33 protein-coding genes and 1 pseudogene are annotated in these 26,215 nt (G+C 56.0%); 17 read left to right on the forward strand and 17 right to left on the reverse strand.

Going from position 1 to position 26,215, the window contains the following annotated elements; all coding sequences use genetic code 11:
- Nucleotides 1-75 precede the first annotated feature (75 nt).
- Nucleotides 76-429, reverse strand: coding sequence for a hypothetical protein (locus tag IB212_RS10540; RefSeq protein ID WP_041910165.1), 354 nt, complete (start codon nt 427-429; stop codon nt 76-78).
- Nucleotides 430-771: 342 nt separating this feature from the next.
- Nucleotides 772-1,374, reverse strand: coding sequence for an XRE family transcriptional regulator (locus IB212_RS10545; protein ID WP_041910163.1), 603 nt, complete (start codon nt 1,372-1,374; stop codon nt 772-774).
- A 43-nt stretch (nt 1,375-1,417) separates the two neighbouring features.
- Between IB212_RS10545 and IB212_RS10550 the strand changes: the two genes are divergently transcribed.
- Nucleotides 1,418-2,113, forward strand: a complete 696-nt coding sequence (locus IB212_RS10550) for a B3/4 domain-containing protein (RefSeq protein WP_041910162.1) — start codon at nt 1,418-1,420, stop codon at nt 2,111-2,113.
- A gap of 21 nt (nt 2,114-2,134) precedes the next feature.
- Nucleotides 2,135-3,028 (forward strand): dihydrodipicolinate synthase family protein, encoded by an 894-nt coding sequence (locus IB212_RS10555; protein WP_041910160.1) that lies wholly within the window; start codon nt 2,135-2,137, stop codon nt 3,026-3,028.
- 45 nt (nt 3,029-3,073) lie between these two features.
- Here IB212_RS10555 and IB212_RS10560 read toward each other — a convergent pair whose 3' ends face one another.
- Nucleotides 3,074-3,511 carry a VOC family protein gene (locus IB212_RS10560; protein WP_041912014.1) on the reverse strand — a complete coding sequence of 146 codons (438 nt, stop codon included), beginning with the start codon at nt 3,509-3,511 and terminating at the stop codon, nt 3,074-3,076.
- Between the two features lie 186 nt (nt 3,512-3,697).
- Here IB212_RS10560 and IB212_RS10565 point away from each other — a divergent pair, with 186 nt between their 5' ends.
- Nucleotides 3,698-4,621: a LysR substrate-binding domain-containing protein gene (locus tag IB212_RS10565; protein WP_041910158.1), complete on the forward strand. Its 924-nt coding sequence runs from the start codon at nt 3,698-3,700 to the stop codon at nt 4,619-4,621.
- A gap of 47 nt (nt 4,622-4,668) precedes the next feature.
- On the opposite strand, the gene IB212_RS10570 is transcribed toward IB212_RS10565, so the two are convergent.
- On the reverse strand, nt 4,669-5,139 hold the full coding sequence (locus IB212_RS10570; protein ID WP_041910156.1) for a hypothetical protein: 471 nt from the start codon (nt 5,137-5,139) through the stop codon (nt 4,669-4,671).
- Nucleotides 5,140-5,389: 250 nt separating this feature from the next.
- Here IB212_RS10570 and IB212_RS10575 point away from each other — a divergent pair, with 250 nt between their 5' ends.
- Nucleotides 5,390-6,067, forward strand: a complete 678-nt coding sequence (locus IB212_RS10575) for a DUF1963 domain-containing protein (RefSeq protein WP_188245646.1) — start codon at nt 5,390-5,392, stop codon at nt 6,065-6,067.
- A gap of 140 nt (nt 6,068-6,207) precedes the next feature.
- Complete coding sequence (locus tag IB212_RS10580; protein WP_041910151.1) at nt 6,208-6,684, forward strand: WbuC family cupin fold metalloprotein; 477 nt, start codon at nt 6,208-6,210, stop codon at nt 6,682-6,684.
- A gap of 56 nt (nt 6,685-6,740) precedes the next feature.
- Here IB212_RS10580 and IB212_RS10585 read toward each other — a convergent pair.
- Nucleotides 6,741-6,949: pseudogene (locus IB212_RS10585) on the reverse strand (cysteine hydrolase); the annotation flags it as partial.
- A 235-nt stretch (nt 6,950-7,184) separates the two neighbouring features.
- Here IB212_RS10585 and IB212_RS10590 point away from each other — a divergent pair.
- Nucleotides 7,185-7,487, forward strand: a complete 303-nt coding sequence (locus tag IB212_RS10590; protein WP_041910149.1) for a hypothetical protein — start codon at nt 7,185-7,187, stop codon at nt 7,485-7,487.
- Nucleotides 7,488-7,601: 114 nt separating this feature from the next.
- Here the strand turns inward: IB212_RS10590 and IB212_RS10595 are convergent, their stop codons facing one another.
- The 7 genes from IB212_RS10595 to IB212_RS10625 form a co-directional block, all read right to left on the reverse strand.
- Nucleotides 7,602-8,201 (reverse strand): NAD(P)H-dependent oxidoreductase, encoded by a 600-nt coding sequence (locus IB212_RS10595; RefSeq protein ID WP_041910147.1) that lies wholly within the window; start codon nt 8,199-8,201, stop codon nt 7,602-7,604.
- Nucleotides 8,202-8,275: 74 nt separating this feature from the next.
- Nucleotides 8,276-8,869 (reverse strand): TetR/AcrR family transcriptional regulator, encoded by a 594-nt coding sequence (locus IB212_RS10600; protein ID WP_041910145.1) that lies wholly within the window; start codon nt 8,867-8,869, stop codon nt 8,276-8,278.
- Nucleotides 8,870-8,903: 34 nt separating this feature from the next.
- The gene (locus IB212_RS10605) at nt 8,904-11,993 is read right to left on the reverse strand and encodes an efflux RND transporter permease subunit (protein ID WP_188245645.1); all 3,090 of its coding nucleotides are present in this window, start codon (nt 11,991-11,993) and stop codon (nt 8,904-8,906) included.
- Complete coding sequence (locus IB212_RS10610) at nt 11,990-13,099, reverse strand: efflux RND transporter periplasmic adaptor subunit (protein ID WP_041910141.1); 1,110 nt, start codon at nt 13,097-13,099, stop codon at nt 11,990-11,992. The genes IB212_RS10605 and IB212_RS10610 overlap by 4 nt, the downstream gene beginning before the upstream one ends.
- Before the next feature lie 74 nt (nt 13,100-13,173).
- Complete coding sequence (locus tag IB212_RS10615; RefSeq protein ID WP_041910138.1) at nt 13,174-13,788, reverse strand: TetR/AcrR family transcriptional regulator; 615 nt, start codon at nt 13,786-13,788, stop codon at nt 13,174-13,176.
- A 196-nt stretch (nt 13,789-13,984) separates the two neighbouring features.
- On the reverse strand, nt 13,985-14,299 hold the full coding sequence (locus IB212_RS10620; RefSeq protein WP_041912013.1) for a PTS sugar transporter subunit IIB: 315 nt from the start codon (nt 14,297-14,299) through the stop codon (nt 13,985-13,987).
- 84 nt (nt 14,300-14,383) lie between these two features.
- Entirely contained in the window at nt 14,384-14,851 is a 468-nt protein-coding gene (locus IB212_RS10625; RefSeq protein WP_041910136.1) for a nuclear transport factor 2 family protein, read from the reverse strand.
- A gap of 119 nt (nt 14,852-14,970) precedes the next feature.
- Here IB212_RS10625 and IB212_RS10630 point away from each other — a divergent pair, with 119 nt between their 5' ends.
- Both IB212_RS10630 and IB212_RS10635 read left to right on the forward strand, forming a co-directional pair.
- Nucleotides 14,971-15,528: a TetR/AcrR family transcriptional regulator gene (locus IB212_RS10630; RefSeq protein ID WP_041910134.1), complete on the forward strand. Its 558-nt coding sequence runs from the start codon at nt 14,971-14,973 to the stop codon at nt 15,526-15,528.
- Nucleotides 15,529-15,629: 101 nt separating this feature from the next.
- Nucleotides 15,630-16,142, forward strand: a complete 513-nt coding sequence (locus IB212_RS10635; RefSeq protein WP_041910132.1) for a GNAT family N-acetyltransferase — start codon at nt 15,630-15,632, stop codon at nt 16,140-16,142.
- On the opposite strand, the gene IB212_RS10640 is transcribed toward IB212_RS10635, so the two are convergent.
- Both IB212_RS10640 and IB212_RS10645 read right to left on the reverse strand, forming a co-directional pair.
- A complete protein-coding gene (locus IB212_RS10640) occupies nt 16,123-16,911 on the reverse strand; it encodes a hypothetical protein (protein WP_041910130.1) in 789 nt (262 codons plus the stop codon). The two genes, IB212_RS10635 and IB212_RS10640, sit on opposite strands and share 20 nt — an antisense overlap.
- A gap of 1 nt (nt 16,912) precedes the next feature.
- Complete coding sequence (locus IB212_RS10645; RefSeq protein WP_024908361.1) at nt 16,913-17,110, reverse strand: hypothetical protein; 198 nt, start codon at nt 17,108-17,110, stop codon at nt 16,913-16,915.
- Between the two features lie 257 nt (nt 17,111-17,367).
- Between IB212_RS10645 and IB212_RS10650 the strand changes: the two genes are divergently transcribed.
- From IB212_RS10650 to IB212_RS10685, 8 genes are read left to right on the forward strand one after another with little or no spacing between them, the layout of a single operon-like run.
- Nucleotides 17,368-17,802 carry a nuclear transport factor 2 family protein gene (locus IB212_RS10650; protein ID WP_041910128.1) on the forward strand — a complete coding sequence of 145 codons (435 nt, stop codon included), beginning with the start codon at nt 17,368-17,370 and terminating at the stop codon, nt 17,800-17,802.
- Nucleotides 17,799-18,518, forward strand: coding sequence for an SDR family NAD(P)-dependent oxidoreductase (locus tag IB212_RS10655; RefSeq protein WP_041910125.1), 720 nt, complete (start codon nt 17,799-17,801; stop codon nt 18,516-18,518). The genes IB212_RS10650 and IB212_RS10655 overlap by 4 nt, the downstream gene beginning before the upstream one ends.
- Complete coding sequence (locus IB212_RS10660) at nt 18,515-19,774, forward strand: NAD(P)/FAD-dependent oxidoreductase (protein ID WP_041910123.1); 1,260 nt, start codon at nt 18,515-18,517, stop codon at nt 19,772-19,774. The genes IB212_RS10655 and IB212_RS10660 overlap by 4 nt, the downstream gene beginning before the upstream one ends.
- Before the next feature lies 1 nt (nt 19,775).
- Nucleotides 19,776-20,498: a DUF1365 domain-containing protein gene (locus IB212_RS10665; RefSeq protein WP_041910121.1), complete on the forward strand. Its 723-nt coding sequence runs from the start codon at nt 19,776-19,778 to the stop codon at nt 20,496-20,498.
- Nucleotides 20,495-21,715 carry a cyclopropane-fatty-acyl-phospholipid synthase family protein gene (locus IB212_RS10670; RefSeq protein ID WP_041910119.1) on the forward strand — a complete coding sequence of 407 codons (1,221 nt, stop codon included), beginning with the start codon at nt 20,495-20,497 and terminating at the stop codon, nt 21,713-21,715. Before IB212_RS10665 ends, IB212_RS10670 begins: the two co-directional genes overlap by 4 nt.
- The gene (locus IB212_RS10675) at nt 21,712-22,197 is read left to right on the forward strand and encodes a DUF2878 domain-containing protein (RefSeq protein ID WP_041910117.1); all 486 of its coding nucleotides are present in this window, start codon (nt 21,712-21,714) and stop codon (nt 22,195-22,197) included. The genes IB212_RS10670 and IB212_RS10675 overlap by 4 nt, the downstream gene beginning before the upstream one ends.
- Nucleotides 22,194-22,718, forward strand: coding sequence for a hypothetical protein (locus tag IB212_RS10680; RefSeq protein ID WP_041910115.1), 525 nt, complete (start codon nt 22,194-22,196; stop codon nt 22,716-22,718). Before IB212_RS10675 ends, IB212_RS10680 begins: the two co-directional genes overlap by 4 nt.
- Nucleotides 22,715-23,242, forward strand: coding sequence for a DUF3833 domain-containing protein (locus IB212_RS10685; protein ID WP_041910113.1), 528 nt, complete (start codon nt 22,715-22,717; stop codon nt 23,240-23,242). The genes IB212_RS10680 and IB212_RS10685 overlap by 4 nt, the downstream gene beginning before the upstream one ends.
- A 2-nt stretch (nt 23,243-23,244) precedes the next feature.
- On the opposite strand, the gene IB212_RS10690 is transcribed toward IB212_RS10685, so the two are convergent.
- Nucleotides 23,245-23,703 carry a DMT family transporter gene (locus IB212_RS10690; protein WP_041910111.1) on the reverse strand — a complete coding sequence of 153 codons (459 nt, stop codon included), beginning with the start codon at nt 23,701-23,703 and terminating at the stop codon, nt 23,245-23,247.
- 4 nt (nt 23,704-23,707) lie between these two features.
- Entirely contained in the window at nt 23,708-24,142 is a 435-nt protein-coding gene (locus IB212_RS10695) for a DMT family transporter (RefSeq protein ID WP_028013065.1), read from the reverse strand.
- A 95-nt stretch (nt 24,143-24,237) separates the two neighbouring features.
- Between IB212_RS10695 and IB212_RS10700 the strand changes: the two genes are divergently transcribed.
- Nucleotides 24,238-25,170, forward strand: coding sequence for a LysR family transcriptional regulator (locus tag IB212_RS10700; RefSeq protein WP_041910108.1), 933 nt, complete (start codon nt 24,238-24,240; stop codon nt 25,168-25,170).
- A 5-nt stretch (nt 25,171-25,175) separates the two neighbouring features.
- On the opposite strand, the gene IB212_RS10705 is transcribed toward IB212_RS10700, so the two are convergent.
- Entirely contained in the window at nt 25,176-26,204 is a 1,029-nt protein-coding gene (locus IB212_RS10705) for a methionine synthase (RefSeq protein WP_041910105.1), read from the reverse strand.
- Nucleotides 26,205-26,215: the final 11 nt, after the last annotated feature.

Raw genomic sequence — 26,215 nt, forward strand, 5'->3', positions numbered from 1 at the left:
GACCGTCTTCACGGCTCTGCGGACAAGCACCGGCATTACCACAGTCAACCACCTCCATCCATACTCGGACCATGTTTACCGACCATTCATCTCACCATTGGACTGGATGTTCGGCATGGTCTGTATCTTCTCGACTGGATTCGAACATTCGTAAGAGCGTATTGGTCTCATCGGTTGGTCATCGGCATTGAGCCACTCTGAGGTAAGAACGGCGGGCTGGCCGTCATCGTACGTATAAAGGTTGTATACGCCATATGTCCCGCCCATTTCCGGAAAGGCGACGAATCGGGTCTGAAGAACAGGGAAGCCACCCATTTCGATTTGCTCGACCTTAACGTGATCCATCTTTGACGGACCGTCTTTAGTCGGGATGCTATCGATGAAGATGGCGCTTTTTTGTCGTACAGCGTCACCTTTATCTTCTCGCACTTCAGCTCAATCGAGTGATCTTTCGCTGCATTCCCTGCTACCGGCACCAGCAGCGCCAGTGCCATTACCAAGCTTGAAAACTTCATTCATATTGCTTGCATTCAATGAGGTTATTGAAGGCAAGCCTATGCCTGTAACAGGCATCAAAGCACTAACCAGAGCATGTTTATGACCAGAATTGTCATTTTCAGATAATAACCTGATATTTTTTAATCAAAATTAAGGAGGCTGATGGTAACAATGGCCTTTCGTCATTCCGCGCGGGAACGGCTCAAAGCAAAACCTCACTGTTAGCGCCAGTGAAGGGGAAGGCTGGGAGCACGTTTCGGTGCCGGGGAATGCTCAGGACGCTTTCTCATGCACTGTCATGATGAATACCAATGGGTCCTTCTCCCGGTTTTCATAGAAATGAGGAACGTCCGTTCTGGCGGTTGCCGAACAGCCAGTTTTTATCTGATACACGTGATCCTGTACGCCGAGTGTGAGCGTGCCCGACTGAACATAAAACAGTTCAAGCGTTCCTTCCGCGTGGCCGGGTGACGCAAACTTTTCCCCGGGCTGCATTTCCCACATCCAGAGCTCGGTCATATCAGGGCCACCCGACCCTGCGAGCAATCTTGCTCTCCCGCCTGTTTCACCTTTCCACAATTCTGGGATCTCATCTTCAGCAATGAGATGCACGGTCGGTTTGGCACTGACATCCACAAAATCAGCCACCGAAACCCCCATCGCGGCAGCCAGGCGACATAACAGGGCAATGCTGGGATTCGCCCGGCATCCCTCTATCTCAACCAACGCTCCCTTACTTACACCCGCCTGACGCGAGAGTTCATCAAGGGAGATTTTCTTTTGCTTACGATACAGTTTAATTCGCTGCGATACGGCTTCATTCACGGAGCTGGCGATCGAATTTGCATCGGTCATTAAATTGACTTTTTTGGTCATTGGTCATTATCATGGAATAAATTGGTCATTACAGGATTATCACGTGTTAACAGTATCTCCGTCAATTTCTCCTGAAATTTATCGTATTGCTCCCGGTTTTCGGGCGCTCAGTATCTGCGTAAAAGCTGCGCCAGTGCTTAATCCCGGCACTGGAGAAACGGCGCTGCGAGAAGCCTGTGAGGCGGTTCTGGCCGGTGAGCCTGCCTGGGCGGAATCTCATCTGGCGGCATGGGCCGACGTTTTTCAAAAATTTGGGGCTAAACCTAAACGCACCCCTTGCTCAGCGGATGCGTTACGCAAGCGCGTCTTACGTGACGGAACGATGCCAGCGCTCGATCCTGTCGTTGATCTTTATAATGCCGTCAGTCTCCGCTATGCCGTTCCGGTTGGTGGAGAGGATCTCTCTGCCTATCAGGGGGCGCCGCGTCTGACTGTGGCAAAAGGAACAGAACCTTTTGATACGGTCAAAGAGGGAGAGACCACCGTTGAGTATCCTTCACAAGGTGAGGTTATCTGGTGTGATGATATCGGCGTGACCTGCCGTCGCTGGAACTGGCGACAGGGGATCAGAACCCGCTTAGGCGTTGAAGCGCAGCAAATGTGGTTCATTCTGGAGAGTCTCCCGCAGATGCCGCTGGAGACGCTTCACGAAGCCGGAAAAATGCTGACCGACGGCCTGGAAAAAATGATGCCCGGTCTGTGGTTTGACGTTGCTCTCATCGAAGAACAACAGCAGTAATATCCTTCAGGAGAAACATGTATGTTTACCGGCTTGTCGGCATTTCCATTAACCCCAGTCACCGCCAGCGGCGTGGATGAAAAGGGTTTCAGCCATATCCTTTCCCGTCTTACAGACGCTCGGGTTGATTCTATGGGCATCCTGGGGTCAACCGGAAGCTACGCCTATCTGACCCGGGAGCAGCGCAAGCGCGTAGCAACGCTGGCCAAACAGCATGCAGGGAACATCCCCGTGATGGTGTGTGTGGGAGCGGTCAGTACCGATGCCATTCTGCATCTGGCAGAGGATGCACAGGCCGCTGGTGCAAATGCGCTGTTACTCCCGGCGGTCAGCTACCAGCCACTCCGTGACGAAGAAGTCTTCTCACTCTTTGAGACCGTTACCCGGCACGTGTCTGTACCGGTGTGTATCTATGATAATCCGGGCACGACGCATTTTACCTTTACGGATGAACTCCACGGTCGTCTCTCATCACTCGAGGGGGTTCGCTCGGTCAAGATCCCTGGCGTCCCGAATAGCCCCGCTGCAGCAACTGAGCGGGTGAAGGCGTTACGTCAACATCTGCGCCCTGGCGTAACAATCGGTATCAGTGGCGACGCTTATGCGGGACTGGGACTTAACGCCGGTTGTGAAGTGTGGTATTCCGTGTGTGGCGGTCTGTTCCCTGAGATGGCGAAACAAATCACTGAAGCCGCGGCGGCAAACGATCGTCAACGCGTTACAGCCCTGACAACCCGCCTAGAGCCATTGTGGTCGCTGTTCCGTAAACATGGCGGAAGTATTCGCGTTATTGCCGCTGCGGCTGGCGTGCTTGGTCTTACCGACATGGATTGCCTGCCTCGCCCTCTGCAACCGTTGTCAGCTGGCGACATCGCGGATATTGCCCATGTGATAAGCACGCTGGAGCTGAAGTGATCTCCGCAGGACTGGGTGTCTACCGGTCCTTACAGCAAAATTTTATTATTGAAGTGACTCTTCTTCGCCTGATAGCTTATCTGCATCAGGAGAATAACGCTGGCAAACGCACGCCAGTTTATGCCCGTCAGGATCGCGCAGATAGGCAACATAAAAGTCGGGGCCGTAGGCGGTTCGTGTACCGGGCACGCCTTCATTTTTCCCACCCGCACGGAGGCCCGCTGCATGGAAGCGTCTGACAATGTCCGCGTTATCTGCTCTGAAAGCGAACATTGTCCCGTTTCCCGACCTCGCGGGTTGCTGGTCAAAAGGAGGACAAATGCAGAAGCTAAATTCGTCATCCGGATGATTTTCGTTTCCCCACATTGCCCAACTATCAGTCCAGGCGGGCAGACGTGTATAGCCCAGCACGTTAAAAATAGCGTCATAAAAGTTCACGGCGCGCTGAAAGTCATTTGTCCCAATCGTGATATAAGCCAGCACTTTAAACATCCTCTTTTCCGTCAGTCTGAACAGAGATTATCGCAAAGTAGCTATCTTCATCACCACCCAGGCCAGGATCATCGGCATACCTCAGCTGGACGCCTCGGCGATAAAAAATGTTGGCTGACGTCATCGTGTGCCGATAATACAAAAACTGTATGATTACACCTTCCAAAAAGGGAATGTATGTCTTTACCGCCACTGTATGCGCTGCGCGCGTTCGAAGTTGCCGCACGGCTGAACTCGTTCAGCAAAGCAGCTGAAGTCCTGAATATTACGCCGGGGGCGGTCAGCAGGCATGTCCGCACGCTTGAGATGTGGTTCGACTGCGAGCTGTTTAAACGGCAGGGACCGAGAGTGGAAGTCAGCGACGCCGGGCGTATTCTGGCCGGGCAGCTTAGCGAAAGTTTCTCGAATATTGAGTGGGCCTGTCGCGCATTCAAAAGTGAAAACCACCTTCTGCGCCTCAAAGCCCCCAGCACACTGACGATGCGATGGCTTCTCAATGTGCTTAAATCCTTTCGGGAGAATCATGCGAAGCCGAAAATCGAAATCGCCAGCGTCTGGATGGACTTCGACACGGTTGACTTCAGCCGCGAGCCCTACGATTGTGCGATCCTCCTCGGTAACGGCTATTTCGGCGAATCAACGGAGAGCAGGCTGCTGTTCAGCGAGTGGCTTATTCCGGTTTGTACGCCGTCTTTGCTGGAGCCTGCCCGGCATCAGCTTCCTGAGTGCGATCTTATTCATCCGTCACCGGACCGACGGGACTGGAAGCGCTGGCTGAAAAGGACGGGCTTATTTCCCGGCCTCGACATGAGCGGTGGGATCGTGTTCGACACCCTGGAGCAGGGAAGCCTTGCGGCCATGCACGGACACGGCGTGGCGATGGCCGATCTCCGGCTCACGCTCGACGCGCTGAAAAGCGGCCTGCTCGCGCTGCCCTTCCGGGAGGCGATAGCAACAGGGGACGGTTACTATCTTGTCTGGCCGAAAAATTCGCTCAGAGGACAGAGTATTGAACGGTTGCTGGCCTGGCTTAACCTTAATGCGCCAGTGGTGCCTTCTTTGGATATTGTCTGTCTTGATTTCAATGAAAAGCGGATTTAATAAATAGCGGAATATTAACAGGGAGATATTCCGCATAGTGTACGTATTTATGCGTAGGGAATATTTGCCATCTTTTTATATCTTTCCGGCAGGGCGCTGTTCAGGTTGAGTAATTTATCCAGTATATAAAGCGTGGGCGTTCCCTTTGCGCGTTCAGCTTCGATTAGCGCAGAACGTAACAGATTGGTAGCCGATGTCATTTCACGGAAGTACTTCTCAGATTCAGGCGTCTGAACTTCGCCTGAAGCGGCGTAGCGCACCCTTGGCCAGTCCGCGAAGTCAAGAAGCGGAAGGAGCCCATCTTCTTTGGGCAAATGCGCAGAGAGCAACTCTTCGGCGTTACCCGGATTGCTTTGGGCGAAAGACAGAAGATGCAGTCGATGAATAAAGGGCGAAAGAACCTCAGCGCTATCGTTTTCTGATGAAAGAAAAGTTATTAGCGCATGAATATTTTCACCCGCGATGTTTTTTTCAGGTGAGATCATTTTCATTAGATGAAATAAAACATCGAGTGTCATACGTACTCCATATGCATGCAGGTGTATTTATTATTTGAGTTTTGCTCTCTGTTCCAGGTCAGGAATAGACCGGGAATGAAGGGATGGTATTTCAATGTGATTACGTTTGAAAAACGAGAAATAGTGGGAATCAATGTGAGTTTTACTCAACATAGGTTTTATTATTCAATGAGATTCTCCAGCTGTGATGATTATCTTACAATGAACAGCAGAATATCTATCCGACAAGCGTCTACAGAGGCGAGCAAACATGAGATTAGAGAGTGCGTCAGTTTTAGAAGAACTCCGGACCAGGCTAAGACCCGCATCGGTCGCGCAGGTCGGTGGGTTCCGGCCGCCTGAAGATCCCATTACGTCATGGTTTCTGAAGGGCGTTTCTCGTGCAGATGAAGGATTTCCCACCTGGAAGGGCAAACCAATGTTTCCACTTCTTCAGATCAGGGTCGACGAGCTTCCTGTTATTCCTGACCAGTTGAAGGGCATAGCCCTTCTGGTGTTATTTCACAATTTGGAACAACATCCCTTTGACGAACCGCACGGTGAAGGATGGTTAATTCGCGAGTATGCCAGCCTTGAAGGGCTTCAGCTATTGCCTGAACTGGACACGCCGTATCGGCCGTTTCCAGTTCAATGGCTGAGTGTCATTGACGATGCACCAGGATGGGAAGATGCCTGGGATATTATTGATCTCTCTTGCGTAAATGATGATGAGCAGGCCAGTGATAGTTTTTTTGAAGATTTCAACCGTTACAGGGGAACCAAGGTAGGGGGATTTCCGACTGAGATACAACACGGTGTGGGAATCGAAGAGTTTGTTTTTCAGGTTGGGTCAGAAGAAAAAGTAAGCTGGATGTGGGCGGATAACGGTATCGGTTACTTTCACCGGTCATCAGAAGGGGAATGGCGGTTTACATGTCAGTTCTACTGATGAGCTCCCTGCCGGGGGATTGACCACTCACCCGGTAGCGATTTGTTTCACAAATCCCATCGTTCCTCGACCGTTCAGGATGGTATAACGTCCTGCGGCAACCGGGTTGCCGCAGACAGCCCACATACCTGAAGGTGTATATGAAACAGATTACTTTCAGTGACCTGCAGCAGCAAAGCGAGCAGGCCGCACATTCTCCTCGCTTACGCGCGCACCGTAATTTACACCCTGACCTGAGCGACCCGGTGCAGCGCTTAGCCATTGCAATGGAACCCGGTACCTATGTCCGCCCCCATCGCCATCCGCACACCTTTGAACTGCTGACGGCGCTGAGTGGTCGCTTTCTGGTGCTGAATTTTGACGACAGCGGAAACGTGACCCGGCGCGTGGTGTTAGGCGAAGAGTGTAAAGTCCTGGAGATGGATGCCGGAACCTGGCATGCCGTGCTGTCGCTGGATAGAGGCGGCGTCATTTTTGAGGTTAAACACGGGGCGTATCAGCCCGTGCCCGAGCATGATACCGCCCCATGGTCACCGGCAGAAAACGAGCCCGGCACCGAGAAGCTGATGCAATGGTACGCTCAGGCACAGGTGGGTGACGGTGGTTTTACCCTGTAATTATTCTCTTATGTGCCCGGCGCGCGGAAAGGCGAGCCGGGTAAAAAGATAAGCGCTCACCTGAGGCAACTCACCGTACTAAAAAGCCAGTCACGAGCAGTCGACAGCGTCACAAACGGACCGGCCAGCGTGTTGTTGTGATGGGCAATAATGTCGCTGTCGGATAAATAGTCATTATCCATTGTGGTATGCGCATCTGAAATTAATACCGTCCTGAAACCCAGCTCCGGCGCGGCGCGGCCCGGCAGGTCGCATCGATGCAAAACATATTAATACCTTCGCTGATATGTCGAGTATCGAGGGTGGAAATTACCTTCTCTGAATTGCCACCGAGAGTTCTTTTCAATACCATCAATATGCATGTAAATATGACTAAAATCATACCAACATATTTGTTAGATGCGGGTTTGTCGGTTCGACCTTTAGCACAATCCAACTGTGCGAGAGACTGGATAAAAACCGTTGTGTTTCAATAAAAAAATCACAAAAAGGACGTGCGTATGTTGAAAAGCTTAGTCGCGGGGCAGTTGAGCTTACCGATGACTTTCTGGGGATGGGGAATTTGCGGTAATTTTTTACTGGGTCTCATTGGGCTTGTTGGAGTGCAGACCGGTCACCCGGCCATGGTGCCGCTTTCCTATATACTTAAAGCCATTCTGTTCAGTGCTGTACTTTCCGGCATAACTTTCATTCTGCGTCGAAAAATCATCGTATTGGGTGGGATCGCTTTTTTTATTATTTTGATTCAGGTGATTATGAGTGTAGTGATGACGATAGGCCTTTTCTCGTTATTTTTTGAATAATCACAAGAAAGAGAGTTCCGGTTTGCCAGCAGGATCCCTGACGGTTAGTAACATCGAGAACTCGTGCCTCCTTTTGGCGAAGGAGGCACGCCGTTGCTGGCTGGATAGCCGATATTATTTTAGGTCGCGGATCTCGTTCAGGAATTCCTCAACCTGCTCAGGCGTAGCCGTGTCTGCCTGGTAAAGGATTTCGAGCTTAACGTTCTTCAACCCGCAGAAGCCAAATACCCCTTCGATTATCTGCGTCTGGATCGCCGTCGAATAGCCGTGCTTGTCGAACCCGGTAAGATCGCTACCGCCGGTGGCAATCAGGCGGACGGGAACATCACGTAAGTTGCCCACAATCCGGCCGTCGTCGGCCACCTTATACGCCCAGTTCAGGGTTAACACGCGATCGAACCAGCCTTTCAACAGCGCGGGAACCGACCACCAGTACACCGGGAAGACGAATACCAGCATATCCGCGCGCTCGACGCGCTTTTGCTCGCGCAGAATATCGTCGGGGAGGGCGCTCGGATCGCCGTGATACAAATCGAGATCGGCGCGGGTCATCGCCGGATTAAACCCTTCAGCATGCAGATCGGCGATCTCAACCTGCGTACCTTCCTCGCGTAATTTCCCGGCAATACGGGCTGCCAGCGTATGGGATAACGAATTGTCGATCGGGTGTGCCGTCACGATCAGCGCGTTTTTAATAGCATGGGTTGCAGACATAGCGACCTCCAGATGGGGGAGAAGTGATGCCTATATTACTATTGGTAACTTAGGTGTCAATCCGCCCCCGGCGATCATTTTGTGCTATTCGCGTAGGTCTCCAGCACCCCAGTCATGACGCCGCAGAGCATATCTTCTGCCACATTCCGGGCGAGCACGCCGTTGCCCGCCGAGGTGCTGAGCGCCTCCGCCGCGCCAATGATGGCCGTCAGTACCGCTTCTCCCTGAACGCCTTTTAAGACGATAAAAGGAGAAAGTGCGGTGCGCAGGCAGTCGGCGCAATCGGCCACGCATGCTTCCCGAAACGTCTGCAGCGCGCGAGAACCGGACAGCGCCGCGGCGATTGGCCCGGTTTCAGGCCCGGCGGCAATGGCACAGTCGATATAGGCCGCGCTGAAAAAGCGGATCGTCTTCTCCAGCGTTTTGCTGTCTACCGCCAGCGTCTCCCTGAATTTCGCCAGCTGCCGATCGCTATAGTCCTGGTACAGTGCCATCAGCAGCCCCTCACGATCGCCAAAGTGGTCGTAGGGGATAGGCTTGGTCACGTTGGCCCGTTCTGCCAGATAGCCAAGGGTCAACGCCTCCGTGCCTTGCTGACGCACGATCCCTCGCGCAACCTCCAGCAGCTGCACGCGGCGGTCCTCTTTTCTTAAGCGCTTAACAACCATGCTTGCCTCAGGTCAGTTATCTACTGATGGTAGTTTACACGTTTTCCGTGGCATGCTGCACACGTTGTTCAGCCGGGCGGATCCGGAACCAGATCGCATACATCGCGGGCAGGAAGACGAGCGTAATGATCGTCCCGCCCAGCGTGCCGCCGATCAGCGTCCAGGCCAGCGTGCCCCAGAATACCGAATGCGTCAGGGGAATGAACGCCAGCACGGCCGCCATGGCGGTGAGTAAGACCGGCCGCGCTCGCTGGACCGTCGCCTCGACCACCGCCTGGAACGGATCGAGGCCGTCCTTCTGGTTATGATCGATTTGACCGATCAGGATCAGCGTATTGCGCATCAGAATGCCAGAAAGGGCGATCAGGCCGACCAGCGCGTTGATGCCAAACGGCTGATTAAATATCAGCAGGGTCGGCACAACGCCAATCAGCCCCAGCGGCGCGGTTAAGAACACCATGACCATCGCGGAGAGTGAGCGCACCTGCAAAATGATAATCAGCAGCGTCAGGGCAATCATGATCGGGAACAGCGGTAACATGGCCTGCGTGGCTTTACCCGACTCCTCAATCGACCCCGCCATGTCAATGCGGTAGCCGGCCGGCAGCGTATCAACGATCGGCTGGAGCTGCTTCATGATGGCGACCGACACGTCCGGCGGCTGAAGATTGTCGGCGATATCGCCCCGTACGGTAATCGTGGGGGTGCGATCGCGACGGCGAAGGACCGGGTCTTCCATGCCGACCTCTATCCTGCCAATTTGGGACAGCGGCACGCGCTGTCCCGCATTGCCGACTAGGGTAAAGCCTTCGATTTTTGCCGGGTCAAGGCGGATATCACCCGCCGCGCGGGCAACGACCTCTACCGATCGAATATCTTCCCGCACGGAGGTGACAGGCACGCCTGAGAGCAGGAACTGAAGCTGCCCGGCAACGGCGCTGGAAGTTAAGCCGGTCGCCTGCAGGCGGTTCTGATCGAGAGTGAAATGGAGCACGGGAACGCGCGAGCCCCAGTCGGTATTGACGGTTCTCATCATCGGGCTTGCCAGGAGCACGGCTTTCACCTTATCAGCGATGTCATGCACCTGTTCGACATCCGGCCCCGACACGCGCCAGGCAACCGGGAAAGGCGAGTAGGGGCCAAACACCAGTTGCGTCACCCGCACGCGGGCTTCGGGCGCAAGGCCGCTGGCGACGGCCTCCCTGAGCCTGAACTTGAGCGCCTCGCGTGACGTCTCGCTGTCCGTCAGGATCACGATTTTCGCAAAAGAGGGATCGGGCAGCTCGGGGGCCATTGCCAGATAGAAACGGGGCGAGCCCTGACCAATATAGGCCGTGACGATTTTGGCTTCTGGCTGCTTGCTCAGCCACGCTTCTATTTTTGCAGTAGCAGCGCTGGTTTGCGCAATCGAGGTACCATAAGGCATCTGTACTTCAACCAGCACTTCCGGGCGATCGGAGGTCGGGAAGAACTGTTTTTTTACCAGCCCCATGCCAAGCACGGCCAGAATGAAAATGGCGACTACGGACCCGGCCACGCGCCATTTTCTGGCGATAACGCGGCCAAGCAGCTGGCGAAAACGGTTATAGCGAGGCGTGTTATAGATGGCTGCATGGCCGCCTTCCACTTTGGGGATCGCCGGCAGGATCTTCACCCCCAGATACGGCGTGAACACCACCGCAACAAACCATGAGGCAATCAGAGCGAGGCCGACGATCCAGAACATATTGCTGGTGTATTCCCCGGCGGTCGACTGGGCAAACCCATTTGGCATAAAGCCAATCGCCGTCACCAGGGTACCGGCCAGCATCGGCGCGGCGGTGTGGCTCCAGGCGTAGGCTGAGGCTTTGATTCTGTCGTAACCTTCCTCCATCTTCACCACCATCATTTCGATGGCGATAATGGCATCGTCAACCAGCAGACCGAGGGCGAGGATCAGGGAGCCCAACGTGACACGGTCAAAGTTAATTCCCGCGGCCTCCATCACCACGAAGACGACCGCCAGCGTCAGCGGGACCGCCGCCGCGACCACCACCCCCACGCGCCAGCCCATGCTGATAAAACAGACCACCATAACCACGAGCAGGGCGACGAAGAATTTGATCATAAACTCATCGACCGACGAGCGGATATTCACGGACTGGTCGGTGACCTTGGTCAGGGTCATGCCAAGCGGCAGGCTATCATTGATTTTCGCCGTCTCCGCATCCAGCGCTTTACCCAGCGCCAGGCCGTTCCAGCCCTCACGCATGACAACACCCAGCAGCAGGGCGGGTTCATGCTGATTGCGTATCAGCATCGTCGGGGGATCTTCATAGCCTCGTTCAACCGTTGCCACATCCGACAGCGTGAGCGTTTTGCCCTGAGCGACTAAAGGCGTATCGCGGATTTTCTGCAGTTCATCGAACGCGCCGTCCAGGCGGATAAAAATCTGCGCGCCCCGGGTCTCAATGGCGCCCGCCGCGGCCAGGGCATTCTGGTCGTTGAGGGCATTGAAAATATCCTGCGGTGAGAGGCCCATCGTCGCCAGACGGTCATGGGAGAAGGCGATATAAATCCGCTCGGCCTGTTCACCGATGATATTCACTTTTTTGACCCCTGGAACGTGCAGAAGCTGCTGGCGCAGGCCTTCGGCATCGCGTACCAGTTGCCGCTGCGGTTCGCCTTTTGCTTTCAGAGCAAAGAGGGCAAAGGTGACATCCGAGAATTCGTCATTGATCATCGGGCCGATGACGCCCGCCGGGAGACGCTGGGATTCATCCCCAAGCTTTTTACGCGCCTGATAGAACTCCTCCTGCACCTCAGAAGGCGGGGTTTTGTCCTGCAGTGACAGGGTGATATACGCCATGCCGGGGCGGGTATAGGTTTCCGTACGGTCATACCATTTGAGTTCCTGCAGGCGCTTTTCCAGCGGTTCGGCCACCTGATCCTGGATCTCCTGCGCGGTTGCGCCCGGCCAGACGGCAATCGCCGTCATCTGCTTCACGGTGAAGGGCGGATCTTCCGCGCGTCCCAGTCCAAAAAAAGCGTAAATACCGGCAATGGTCACCAGAACGATCAGAAACAGCGTGACGGAACGCTCGCGGACGGCCAGCGCGGACAGGTTGAAGCGACTTTGGCTCATGGCGCGTTCTCCGCCGGAGCGGCATGGCGTTGTTCTGCCAGCCTGACAACTTCACCTTCGTGCAGAAGATGGGCGCCTAACGCAACAATCTTCTCCCCGGGCTTCACGCCGCCCGTGACCTGGACCGCATCTTCGCCCACGCTCAGCACCTTAACCGGCGTCCATGTGACCTTTGCCGGCTGGGCGGAAATGCGCCAGACGCCGGGCCCTTTACCCGCATCGTAGAGTGAGGCCAGCGGGACCTGCATGGCCTGACCTTCCGCTTTCGGGTCTTCAAGGCTGAGCGTGACGGTCGCCCCCAGCGGCGCGTTCGCCAGCTGGCCAGCCAGCACGTAGCGTGCTTCATACGTCCGGGTTGTGGCATCCGCGGAGTAAGACAGCAGGCGCAACGTGGCGGTGACCGGGTGTTGTTCACGGCCATAAAGCGTGGCTCGTGCTTCGCTGCCGACGGCAGGGCGCAGCGTCTCCGGAAGCTGCACGAGCGCTTCGCGCTGTCCCGCTCTGGCAAGGCGGATCGCCACCTGCCCGGCGCTGACCACCTGACCGGGTTCGGCAAGCGTCTCCATCACCACGCCGTCTGAATCCGCCAGCAGGACGGCATAGCCCGTGGCGTTTTGCGCCACGTTGGCCTGCGCCCGGGCGGCGCTGAGATCCGCCCTGGCCGTATCGGCCGCCGCTTTAATCTGATCGTACTCCGCGGCGGACACCGCGCCGGATGCCACCAGACCGCGATAACGCGCCTCATCGCTGGTGGCTTTTCTCGCCCGCGCCTGGGCAGCATCCACCGCGCGCTGCTGCGCCTGAGCCTGTAATTTCAGATCAACCGGATCCAGACGCAGTAAGGGCTGGCCCTGTTTGACAGTCTGACCGGTATCCACCAGACGTTCGAGGATTTTACCCTGAACCCTGAAGCCCAGGTCGCTTTGCGTTCTTGCCACCACCACGCCCGTAAAGGTGCGAGCGGCTGGATTCGCCATCTCGACGGAGGCGGATCTGACAAGCGGTGGCCTGGTGCGTGGATCGTCACTCGCGGAAATATCGCCGCATGCCGCGAGGGCAAACGGCAGAAGACATATGGCAAGGCGGGCTGAAGTGAGCCTGAGCATGGGAAACCCTTTTGAAGTAACAGGACAGTTTCCGCATTCTGTGATTAGTGACCAATAAAGTCAATGGTCACTAATCAGGGGGCCAGGCTTCTTAAAATCAGTGAGGAGAGGAGTACCGCTGCCGTTGGGGCAGTTTCAAGGTTGTACTGCAGCTGAACGGGGTTAATGTAAGGGCACATCACCATGTAAACGGCGCAGGTGACCTCATCCAGTGGCGTCTTCCTTTCGAACTCTCCAGCCTGTCTGCCTTCGATAATGATGCTCTCAATCAGCTTCAGGAGGCTTTCGGTATACCTTTCCGTCGAAGGCCACTTCTCCCGTGACGCGACGGCGGCGATGTCGTAGAGCTTGCGATCGTGGAAAAACAGCTCGCTTCCGGCCTCGGTAAGTGCTTTAAAGAGACGGCGGAGTTTTTCGCTGGCTGACGGCGCATCCGCAATGGCGGAAAGCACGGCCGTCATGATCAGCTCCAGGCGGTTAGCGCAGATCACCTCGCCGATAGCCTGCTTGGAATCGAAGAACTTATAAATATAGGATTTTGAAAAACCGATAGATTTCGCCAGCTCGGCGACGGTGGTTTTTTCATAGCCGTAGTGACCGAAGTGCTCAAAGGCCGCTTCGACGATTTGCTCTCTGACAGAATGGTCAAGTGGACCACGTATTGATGGGGCGTTCATAGTTTTAGTCATTATGTAAGCTTAGCGTGACGAGCTACGATTGACAACGAGTGACCATTTCGTATTTTGGTTACATCCGTTTTCGTCGTGAGCCGTTCAGACGGGACGATCAACCAGGTGGGGTAAGTGTATCACTGTTTTTCGCGCGCTATGGCATCTATCTGTCTGAGGGGGCGAGGAGGCCGCAATAGCGATGCGGCCTTGTCTGTCAGGCAGCCAGTTCAGGCATTTGCTCCTTTACGAAATTCAACACCTTTTTCGCGTCCAGAGACGCGCAGGGAAGACTCTCAATGATGGCGATTGAACGTGTATTGCCCACCGTTGCGTGTATCTCGTCGAGTTTGTACTGAATGTGCGGCGCGATAAGAAAACCGTCGAAAGCGGGTGCGACGCTGGCGAAGTTATCCAGCCCAACGGCGCTAATCATCAGTGGATAGCCTTCTTGTTCTGCCAGGGACTGCATTTTTTTGGCAAGAGCGTTTGCGGTATTACCGAACAAACAACATATCAGAAGCTTTTTTATATTTTGTTCCTCCTGAAAACCGCTCATAGGGTAGCCCTGAGGTGGTCACCGAAATGCGCGCTATCTCTGATTTTGGTGACAAAACTATAACCCCAGATCGCTCAATGAGGGATGATCGTCCGGGCGTCTACCCAACGGCCAGTGGAACAGTCGCTCGGATTCTTTTATCGGCATATCGTTAACGCAGGCAAAACGGCGCTTCAGCAGTCCGTCCGGTTCAAACTCCCAGTTTTCATTGCCGTACGAGCGGAACCAGTTGCCGGAATCATCATGCCATTCATAGGCATAGCGAACGGCGATGCGGTTATCCGTAAACGCCCAAAGCTCTTTAATCAAACGATAATCGAGCTCTTTTTTCCATTTCCGCTCCAGAAACGCCTGCGCCTCTTCACGGTTGGTGGCGAACTCCGCGCGGTTGCGCCATTGAGTATCCAGCGTATAGGCCAGCGCGACCTTCGCCGGGTCGCGGCTATTCCAGCCGTCTTCTGCCAGTCTGACTTTTTCGATGGCGCTTTCACGCGTGAAGGGCGGTAAAGGAGGACGTGCGTTCATTGCGATTACCTCTGTCTGTTATTATGTAGACAGATCTGTCTACTTGCGCTAATCTATGCTTGAAAAATAACGCTGTCAACACTCCTTTTAGAGGCTGCCGAAAAGTGAATACACCCGTCATGAGCAACGATAAAAAAATCAGCGTCAGGGATAAAATATTACATACGGCGCACCATCTGTTTTATTCCACGGGTTTCAAAGCCACGGGAGTAGATACGCTGATTAAAGAGGCGAAAGTGACGAAGGTGACGTTTTATCGCCATTTTCCGGGTAAAAGCTTACTTATTCTTGCCTACTTACAGTACCGGCATGAAATATGGATTAACTGGTTTGAAACCACGCTGCGTCGACATCTCGACGCAGGCCTGACAGCGTCTGATGCATTATCCGCAACGCTTCACGAATGGTTTGTTTCGCCCGAGTTCCACGGCTGCGCGTTTATTAATGCCAGCGCCGAAGCCAAATCCGAAGATATTGAAAGCGAAATAAAAGCGATATGCCGCGATCATAAAATCGAAACTAAGAATATTATTGCGTCGCTGACGAAGATCGCGGATGAGCACGTCGTCAATGAAATCATGTTGCTCATTGACGGTGCCATTATTCATGCGCAGATGGGCATGGAGACGGATAAGGTCATTGCTCCGTTGAAGAGGGCATTAGCCGGGTGTACTTAACGTCGTTCACCGCAATACTATATGCTGCAAGAATTTAACTTTTTTTGTCTTTCTCGTTTCGCACGACATCACACGTAAAGCGGCTAGTAAGGATACCTTCCATGACTCATCGAATTCGACAGGCCACCGGGGCCGATTCTGCGCTCTTAAGCGAACTTGGATACCGCATTTACCCCGCCCATTTTCAGCATCTGTGGGTATCAGACGCCGAGATGAAGGCCTTTCTGGACGGCGAGTACGCCGTTTCTGTACTTGAACAGAGCCTGAAAGAGCAGAATGTGACCTGGTATATTGCACAGACCGATCGGCCTGTGGGATTTATGAAAGTGACCTGGGACGCCATGCTTCCAGAAACGGACAAGAGGGGCGTTCTCCTCAATAAGCTCTACCTCGATCCTGCCGAGACCGGCAAGCACTATGGTCAGGACATGTTCAATAAAATTATCGACATGGCCCGGAGCAGGGGAAAGGACTATCTTTGGCTGGAAGTGCTTGAGCAGAACGCAGGAGCGTACCGGTTCTACCAGAAGCAGGGCATGCTCTGCATTAAGAACGTCCTTTTTGAAACAGCCTCACAGCAGAGCATACTCAGAATTATGGGGATGTCTCTTTAGGGCCAGGGCTATCGTCCCGCTGCGCCAGAGACAGCGCGCTGGCGCTGGCGGGGTCGAACAGCGAGATGCTCTCAATCTGATTAAGCAAAATCACCTTGCGGAATGACATGGCGCTGCGGGGTTCAGAGTCGAGCGTAATGTCATGCTCCGCATACCACCTGCTGTAATTATTCTCGATACGCAGATCCATCGTCTTCGCATCCCGGTACCCGCTCAACATTGGGATCAGCACAATATTGGCCGTTTTTTCATATTCCAGCGTCGCGGTGTGGATCATACCGACGTAAATCCGCCGCGACCGGAGTGTGACCTGCGCCAGCTCGCCTTGCTCCATACACTGATAGAGCAGTTGTTCAATCCCGCTCGCCTGTGCAAGCCGTTTGTAGAGCTTTTTCCGGCTCTCGCCGTCCAGCCTGGCGCTGCCTGCCCAGTTAGAGCGGTAGAGGCAAAACAGAATGGCAAACGCCAGCATTACGACCACCGGCGCCTGAATGCCTAAAAAACTCCAGTTCATAAAGTCGATTTGCCAGTCGGTGTATTTCGGTGAGGCAAAGTGAAAAGCGTTGTTGGCGGCGGAAAGGGCGAACAGCAGCAGCCAGAGCAATCCCGTGGCGATTACGCCCTGCAGAACGAAAATACAGCCGTAAAGCGCGACGAGAAAATAGACGTCCCAGCCAAAGGAACGCTTGATTTTAAAGCGGGTCGACAGGTCGCGGCTGGTGTACCAGTACCCGCAGACCATCAGCACCATAAATATCGCCGTTCCCATATCAGGCCCTCTTCAGCGTGTTGACGTGACGCAGAAAGTCCTGCCGCACCTCGTTGCTCTTGTAGTTCACCGAGGCGTTCCCGTCCTGGTCGATAATGATGCGATCGCCATCTTCCACGGCTTCAATAATTTCCTGCTGACTCATCACCTGCAGTAAGGATTCCGGGCTTGAGAAGAGGGAGAGAAAGAAACGTTTCATGTCAGGCATCCTTATGAATAAAAAGGATAAGCCTGGAAGATGATGGCTGAATTTGCCTTAAGGATAACCTGAAAGTGAAAGCCGGGTGGCGGCTACACCTTACCCGGCCTACAAAACCGTCAAATGATTGAGCTTTCAACTTATTGATATTTATGGGTAATAAAAAATAAATTTGCACAAACTTGGACAAATAACGTTAATTGTGTAAGTTTTAATTATGCGATTACGCCACGTTGTTTACAGCCAGGATGTGACCCATGAGCACTTTGCCCTCTGTCGTGAGTCGGTTTATTGAGTACTACGCCGCACTGGATAGCCAGCCGCCGACCGCGCTGGTCGGGCTTTACCATTCGAATGCCACCCTTATCGATCCGTTCGGCGAGCACAACGGTATTTTCGCGCTTCAGCGCTATTTCACCCATCTGCTGGCAAACGTCGAGAAGTGCCGTTTTGTCATCGATCCGCCGCTCTGCAGCGGGAACCGGTTTGTTGTCACCTGGGTAATGCACTGGTCGCATCCGCGCATTGCCGGAGGCGAGCCGCTTGAACTGCCCGGATGTTCGGTGGTGGACACCGAAAACAATCTCATCACGCGTCAGCGAGACTTCTACGATGCGGGAGAGATGATCTACGAACACCTCCCTCTGCTGGGCTGGGCGGTACGCGGCGTGAAGCGGAGGGTCAAATCATGAAGACGGTGCTGATTACCGGCGCAAGCTCGGGCATCGGCGCGGGGCTGGCGAAGTCCTTTGCCGCTGACGGCTACCACGTGATTGCCTGCGGGCGCGATCCGGCGCGGCTTGAAGCGCTACATCAGACCTGCCCCAATCTCACCGTTCGCCCGTTCGATATGACAGACAGGGACGCCTGTCGCCAGGCGCTCAGCAGCGTTTACGCCGATCTGGTTATTCTCTGCGCCGGTACCTGCGAATACCTCGACGGCGGCGTGGTGGATGCGGCGCTGGTGGAGCGGGTCATGAGCACCAATTTTCTCGGGCCGGTGAACTGCCTGGCCGCGCTGCAGCCGCAGCTGGTTGCCGGTAACCGCGTGGTGCTGGTGAGCTCGATGGCCCACTGGCTTCCCTTCCCGCGGGCAGAGGCCTACGGCGCGTCCAAAGCGGCGCTGAGCTGGTTTGCCGACAGCCTGCGTCTGGACTGGGAGCCAAAGGGGATTGCCGTGACGGTCGTCTCTCCGGGATTTGTCGATACCCCGCTGACGCGCAAAAACGATTTTGCCATGCCGGGCAGGGTGAGCGTTGACGAAGCGGTCAAGGCGATCCGTACCGGGCTGGCAAAGGGCAAAATGCATATCGCGTTTCCGGCCGGGTTTGGCCTTATTTTGCGGCTGCTCTCCGGGCTGCCCGCGTTTTTGCAGCGCGCGCTGCTGCGCAGGATGGTGCGCTCATGAACATTGCAATTATCGGCAGCGGCATCGCCGGGCTGACCTGCGCCTGGCGGCTGGCAGGGCATCATCAGGTAACCCTGTTTGAAGCGGGCACCACGCCCGGCGGCCATACCGCGACGGTTGACGTCTCAACGCCCCAGGGCACATACGCGATCGATACCGGGTTTATTGTCTACAACGACCGCACCTACCCGCGCTTTATGGGCCTGCTTAGCGAGCTCGGCATCAGCGGGCAAAAAACACAGATGAGCTTTTCAGTACACAACCCCGAGACGGGGCTTGAGTACAACGGACACACGCTGACGTCGCTGTTTGCCCAGCGCCGAAACCTGGTAAACCCGACATTCTGGCGGCTGCTCGGTGACATCGTCCGCTTTAACCGCCTGGCGAAACAGGCCCTTGAAGGGGAGGTCGATCCGAACGCAACGCTGCAGACGTTTCTGGACCAGCACGGCTTCACGCCGTTTTTTGCGCGCCACTACATTCTGCCGATGGGGGCCGCGATCTGGTCGTCGTCGCTGCAGGAGATGAAGCGTTTCCCGCTGCCGCTCTTCCTGCGCTTCTTTCATCACCACGGCCTGCTGGATATCACCCAGCGTCCGCAGTGGTACGTGGTGCCGGGCGGCTCGCGGGAGTATATCCGCGCCATGCTGGAAAAACTGGGCGACCGCCTGACGCTGCACCTGAACACGCCTGTTCTGCGGGTGAGCCGCCACGCGCACGGGGTCACGCTCCAGCTTGAAAACGGCAGCCACACCTTCGACCAGGTGATATTTGCCTGCCACTCCGCCCAGGCGCTGGCCATGCTTGACGACCCGACCGCCTCAGAGCGCGAAGTGCTGGGCGATATCGGCTGGCAGCGCAACGAGGTTGTTTTGCACAGCGATCCGCGCTGGCTGCCGGTGCGACAGCGCGCCTGGGCCAGCTGGAACTACCGCCTGAGCGCGCAGGAGCAGGCCAGCGCCTGCGTCACCTACAACATGAACATTCTGCAAGGTCTGCCTGCGGGCAGCCCACTGTTCTGCGTCACCCTGAACCCGGACGAGCCGGTGGATGAACGCTTCGTCCTGCAACGCTTTGTCTATGAGCATCCGCTGTTTAACCCGCAAAGCTGGCGTGCGCAGGCGCGCCGTGGGGAGATCAACGGTCATCACCGGAGCTGGTTCTGCGGCGCTTACTGGTACAACGGTTTTCATGAAGACGGCGTGCGCAGCGCGCTGGACGTGGTCAATGAAATAGCCGCCGGGGAGGGGAACTGACATGAACAGCTGCCTCTATCACGGCGTATTGCGCCACCGCCGCCTTCAGCCGAAAACGCATGAATTCAGCTACGGCGTTTTTATGGCCTGGCTGGATCTTGATGAACTGCCTCTGCTGGCGTCCGTCGGCGTGCGGCGCAACCGCTTTGCCGCCGCCGCGTTCCATGACTCGGACTATCCGCTCGGCACGCCGCTTAAAGAGAACGTGCTGAACAGGCTGGAGAGCCTGACCGGGGAACGTCCCGCAGGGCGGATCATGCTTCTGACGCAGCTGCGCTACTTCGGGTTTCATTTCAATCCGGTCAATTTTTACTACTGCTATGACCAGGAAAACACGCTTCGCTGGGTGCTGGCGGAGGTGCGCAATACGCCGTGGAACGAGCGCCATTATTACGCGGTCGACGGGCAAAATGCCCGGCCCACGGAAAAAGCGTTTCACGTTTCCCCCTTCAACCCAATGGACATGGTCTACCACTGGCGCTTCAACAACCCGGACAACACGTTGCATATGCACATTGAAAATCATCAGGAGGCGAAGGTCTTTGACGCCACGCTGGCCCTGCGCCGGGAGCCTCTGACCCGCCCGGCGCTGCGCGCGCTGCTGCTGCGCATCCCGTTGATGACTCTGAAAACCGTTTTCGCCATTTACTGGCAGGCGCTGAGGCTGTGGCTCAAGCGCGTGCCGCTTTATAATCATCCCGTCAGCAGGAGTGAACGCTCATGACCGATCCCGTCTTTGCGCTAGAACCCGATATCCCGCGCAACGTCCGCATCGCGCGATGGCTGCTGTTTCGTCTGTTAAGCGGCATTCGCGGCGGCTCACTCACCCTGCGTGAAGGGGCGCAGACCTTCCATTTTGGCGAGACATCCTCCGCGCTGCACGCCGACGTGCAGATCCTCACGCCCGGCGTCTACTGGCGCGTCTTAACGGGCGGGAGCCTTGCCGCCGCAGAAGCCTGGATGGACGGCGAATGGGAGACCGCGCAGCTTACGCCGCTTCTGCAAATTCTGGCCCTCAACGGCGAGGTGCTTGGTCGTCTGGAGAACGGGTTTCGGCTGCTTGGCCGACCGCTGGAGCGGCTGCGCCACTGGACGCGGCGCAACTCTCGCGCCCAGGCCCGCGAAAATATTGCCGCCCATTACGATCTGGGCAACGCTTTCTATGCCCATTTTCTGGATAAGGAACTGCTTTACTCCAGCGCACTGTTTACCGCGGACGAGCAGGATCTGACGGCGGCTCAGCAAGCCAAAATGGCGCGCCTGTGCGAGCAGCTGGCGCTAAACCCGGGTGATCACCTGCTGGAAATTGGCACCGGCTGGGGGGCGATGGCGGAATACGCCGCCCGTCACTACGGCTGTCGGGTGACCACTACCACGCTGTCGCAGGAGCAATATATCTGGGCGACCGAGCGCATTGCCCGCGCCGGGCTGCAGGACCGGGTTGAGGTACTGCTCTGCGACTATCGCGACCTCACCGGGCAGTACGACAAGCTGGTCTCGATAGAGATGATTGAAGCCGTCGGGCAACGCTATCTGCCCACGTTCTTCCGTACCTGTCAGGCGCGGCTGCGCCCCGGTGGACGGATGGCGATTCAGGCCATCACCATTCAGGACCAGCGCTACCGCGACTACAGCAAAAGCGTCGATTTTATCCAGCGCTACATTTTCCCCGGCGGCTTCCTGCCGAGCATTACGGCGATGAACGAGCTGATGACGCGCCACACCGATTTCGTGGTGCGCAATCTCTTCGACATGGGACCGGACTACGCCCGCACGCTGGCCCACTGGCGGCAGCGCTTTGTCCACGCCTGGCAGGAGATTGAAAAGCTTGGCTTTGATGAACGGTTCCGCCGCATGTGGCTGTACTACTTCGGCTACTGCGAAGCCGGGTTTAACGCCCGCACCATCAGCGTGGTGCAGCTGACCGCCGAGCGCGTATGAGACGCTACCTTCAGGTCTTTCTGCTGGCCGTCGCGTTCGATCTCTACTGGGCGCTGGTAGTGCTGTTTCGCGAACAGGGCCTGATTATCTGGCTCGGGCTGGCGATCCTGGCGTGCCTGCTCTTGCCGACAGCATACCGTCTTTACGCCATTGGGCTGGCCGCGGCGGGCAGCCTGCTGGATGCGCTCTGGGCGCTGACGGGGCTGATTGCCTTCACGGGCGACTCCCTGATGCCGCTATGGATGGTGGCATTGTGGCTGATGTTCGCCGTGGTCTGGACGCAGCTTGCGCGTACCACCACGTTACCCGGCTGGCTGCTGACCCTGCTGGCGGCCGTGGGAGGCCCGGTGGCCTACCTGATTGGCGAGCGGTTGGGCGCCATCACGTTTCTGGAGCCGACCTTTATCGTCGTCAGCTGGATGGCGCCGGGCTGGCTGGTGCTGATGCTGTTTTTCCACCTGCTGATGGGGAGACAAAAATGAGGGCTGCGGTTCTGCTGTTTTGCCTCATGCTGGTTGTTCCTGGTGCTCAGGCCGCCGACTGGCTGGCCTGGCGCAAGGTGGGCGACGCCACGCTGACCTGGGGGCCGTTCACGGTCTATACCTCTCAGCTCCGCACGCCGGATGGCCGTTACAGCCGGGACGATCAGGATCAGGCGCTGATTATTACCTACGCGCGCGACATCGATCGCGATGAACTGGTTAAGGCGACCCGTGACCAGTGGCAGGCGCAGGGGATCCTGACGCAGGAACCGCAAAGTGAAGCCTGGCTAAGGATGCTCCAGTCCCTGTGGCCGGATGTCCGACCGGGTTCACAGCTGGCGTTTGTTCTCAACGATAAGCAGGGGCAGTTCTGGTACCGCGCGTCGGCGGCGCAAAAATCCTTTATTCCGCTCGGGCCGCGACAGTCAGAAGCGTTCAGCACCCGTTTTCTGGCCATCTGGCTCGATCCCCGCACGCAATATCCTGAGCTGCGTCAGCAGTTAATCGGAGGCCAAAAATGAAACGAATCCTGACGCTGGCGCTGGCATTCACGATGCTGCTGGCCGGCTGTAGCACCGACGTGTCCGAGTATCGCCAGCAGCAGCCGCGGCTTGATATTTTTAACTACTTTCAGGGCAAAACCGAAGCGTGGGGCATGGTGCAGGATCGCAGCGGCAAGCAGATACGTCGCTTTCACGTTGAGATTGCCGGGGACGTGATTGGCGATACGCTGACGCTGAACGAGCACTTCGTTTACGACGATGGCGAGAAGCAGCAGCGGGTCTGGCATATTCGCCGCGTGGGGAACGACCGCTACGAGGGAACGGCAGGGGATATTGAAGGGGTTGCGACGGGGCAGGCCGCAGGCAACGCCTTTAACTGGCATTACAGCATGAACGTGAAGGCCAACGGCAAAACCTGGCTGCTGAACTTTGACGACTGGATGTACCTGCAGGATGAAACGCATCTGTTTAATAAAACCGAGATGAAGAAATTTGGCGTCACCGTCGCCACGGTGACGCTGTTCTTCACCCGGAAGGCGTAAGCTTAGTCGCGAACATTGCCGGCTTTGCTGCTGGAGTAAATGAAGTACAGGGCAATCCCCAGGCACACCACCGCACCCAGACGGCTCGGTGAAAACGGAATAGCGGGATTGTTCAACCAGCCAAAGTTATCTATCAGCATGCTCATGGCGAGCTGGCCGAATATCACCGCCACCGTGGCGACGGCGGTGCCGATGCGCTGCACGGCGAGCACCATGATCACAATGTAGGGCACGCCGAACATCGCCCCGAGAAGCTGCCATTTCGGCACGTCCAGCAGCGTGACCGTCTGCTTAGGCTCAAAGAAGAAAATGAGCAGGGCGGTCACCAGCGCGCCGACGGAAAACGTCAGAAACGCGCTCTTGAAAACGCCCACGCTGCTGCCGAGCTGTCCGTTAATTGCGGCCTGTATGCTCAGCGTCGCGCCGCCGCAGATGGCGAGAATTATCATCATCAGTGTCATGTGTTTACCCCTTTGCGACCAGTACCAGTGCGGCAATAATAAAAACCAGCGCCACGATGCGTCTTGCGTTTATCTTCCTGTGCGGCGTACCCAGCAGGCCAAAGTGGTCAATGATCAGGCTTTTAAAAACCTGACCTGCCAGAATGCCGATCATCGTCAGAGCGATGCCGATAGCGGGGGTGGCGATAGTCAGAATGACAACGTAAACAGGACCCAGCACGCCGCCGAGCAGCTGCCAGCCGGGCTGTGCGAAAAACGACGGACCGTTGCGCGGGCTAAAAAACAGCATCAGCAGAAAGGTCAGCGCGGCGCCGACCCCGAAAATGCTGAACGTGGCCCATAAATCGCCTACTTCTCCCCCTAACGGCCCCAGCAAACCCGCCTCGACGGAGAGGCCCATCCCGCCGGCAATCACCAGTAAAATCAATACAAACTGCATTATGCTTCCTCCATTATCAGGAGAAGAAGATTACGTCGGTAGACATGTGAGAAAAATGCCATAATGCAGGAAACACCTTTGCAGGAAATGCATTAATGTCAGATGCCGGAAGCATGAACCTTCGCTCACTGCTGCTGTTTATTGCCGTCTATGAAACGCAGAACTTTTCCGTCGTTGCGCGACGAGAGGGCATTTCTGCCTCGCAGGTGTCGCGGATTATTCATCAGCTTGAGGACGCGCTCGGCCAGCAGCTGTTCTATCGCAATACCCGGGCGGTGATCCCCACGGAAAACGGGCATCTTTTTATCCGCTATGCCCGGGCGATGGTCGATAACTTCGAAGAGGCGCGTCGGGAGCTGGATGAACGTTCGACCGAACCCTCCGGCACGGTACGCATTAACGGGCCGGTATTTTTTGGACAGAGGCACGTTGCACCCGGCCTGGCAGGACTGGCCGAGCGTTATCCACGGTTAACCATAGAGCTGACGCTGACCGATGACTTTATCGACCCGCACCGGGATGCCGCCGACCTCATTTTTCGCATCGGCACGCTGACGGACTCGACGTTCCACGCCCGCATCTTCGGGCAGCAGCGCTACCATCTTGCCGCGTCGCCCGCGTATCTGCGTCAACACGGCGTACCGGCCGACCCGGCCGAGCTGAGCCAGCATAAATGCCTGGTGTATCGCGGTTCGTCTGGCCCTAATCGCTGGCTTGTGCGACGCAAGGGGGAGAATTGGGTGCACTATCCCGTGGCGCCGCTGATGACGTCCAATAATGCGGAGTCGCTGCTCATTGCCGCGCTGGGTGGAATGGGGATCGTCCTGTTTCCGGACTGGCTGATTGGCGACAGGCTGCAGCGGGGGGAGCTGGTCGCTCTTATGCCGAAAATGGCGTGCGCTATCAATACGGAGCCGCTGAATATTGCGGCGATCTATCCTCACGCACGTCATCCGCCCCTGAACGTCAGGGCGGTGATTGATTATTACGTGGCGTTTTTCGGCTCGCCGCCGTACTGGCAAACGTAAGGCAATTACGCGCCGAGTTCCTTGCGGATAATTTCTGCGCCGGCGCTGAGCGCTTTCAGCTTACCGTTAGCCACCTGACGGGAGAGGGGAGCCATGCCGCAGTTGGTTGAGGGGTAAAGCTTGTCGGCGTCGACGAACTGCAGCGCTTTACGCAGGGTGTCGGCGACCTCTTCTGGCGTTTCGACGGTGTTGGTTGCCACGTCAATCGCCCCAACCATCACCTTTTTACCGCGAATCAGCTCCAGCAGATCCATCGGTACGCGGGAGTTGTGGCACTCCAGGGAGATGATGTCGATGTTAGAGGTTTGCAGCTTAGGGAAGGCCTCTTCATACTGGCGCCATTCTGAGCCGAGCGTCTTTTTCCAGTCGGTATTTGCCTTGATGCCGTAGCCGTAGCAGATGTGTACCGCGGTTTCGCATTTCAGACCCTCAATGGCGCGCTCGAGCGCGGCGATACCCCAGTCGTTGACCTCATCAAAAAAGACGTTAAACGCCGGCTCGTCGAACTGGATAATATCCACGCCCGCGGCTTCTAATTCACGCGCTTCCTGGTTGAGGATTTTGGCGAATTCCCAGGCCAGCTTTTCGCGGCTTTTATAATGCGCGTCGTAAAGGGTGTCGATCATGGTCATTGGCCCTGGCAGGGCCCATTTGATCGGCTTGTCCGTGAGCTGGCGCAGGTACTTTGCATCGTCCACGAATACCGGCTTCTGACGTGCAACGGCAGAAACCACGGTCGGCACGCTGGCGTCGTAGCGGTTACGAATGCGCACCGTCTGGCGATTTTCAAAATCGACGCCGCTCAGGTGTTCAATAAAGGTGGTGACGAAGTGCTGACGGGTCTGTTCCCCGTCGCTGACGATATCGATTCCCGCACGGATCTGCTCGTCAAGGGACAGGCGCAGTGCATCCTGTTTACCCGCCAGTAATTCCTGATCCTGCAATTTCCACGGAGACCAGAGCGTTTCAGGTTGCGCAAGCCAGGTCGGCTTAGGCAGGCTGCCAGCCGTAGACGTCGGGAGCAATGTTTTCATAATAAAAGACC

Source organism: Enterobacter sp. E12 (assembly GCF_014596715.2).
Taxonomy (GTDB): Bacteria; Pseudomonadota; Gammaproteobacteria; order Enterobacterales; family Enterobacteriaceae; genus Enterobacter; species Enterobacter bugandensis.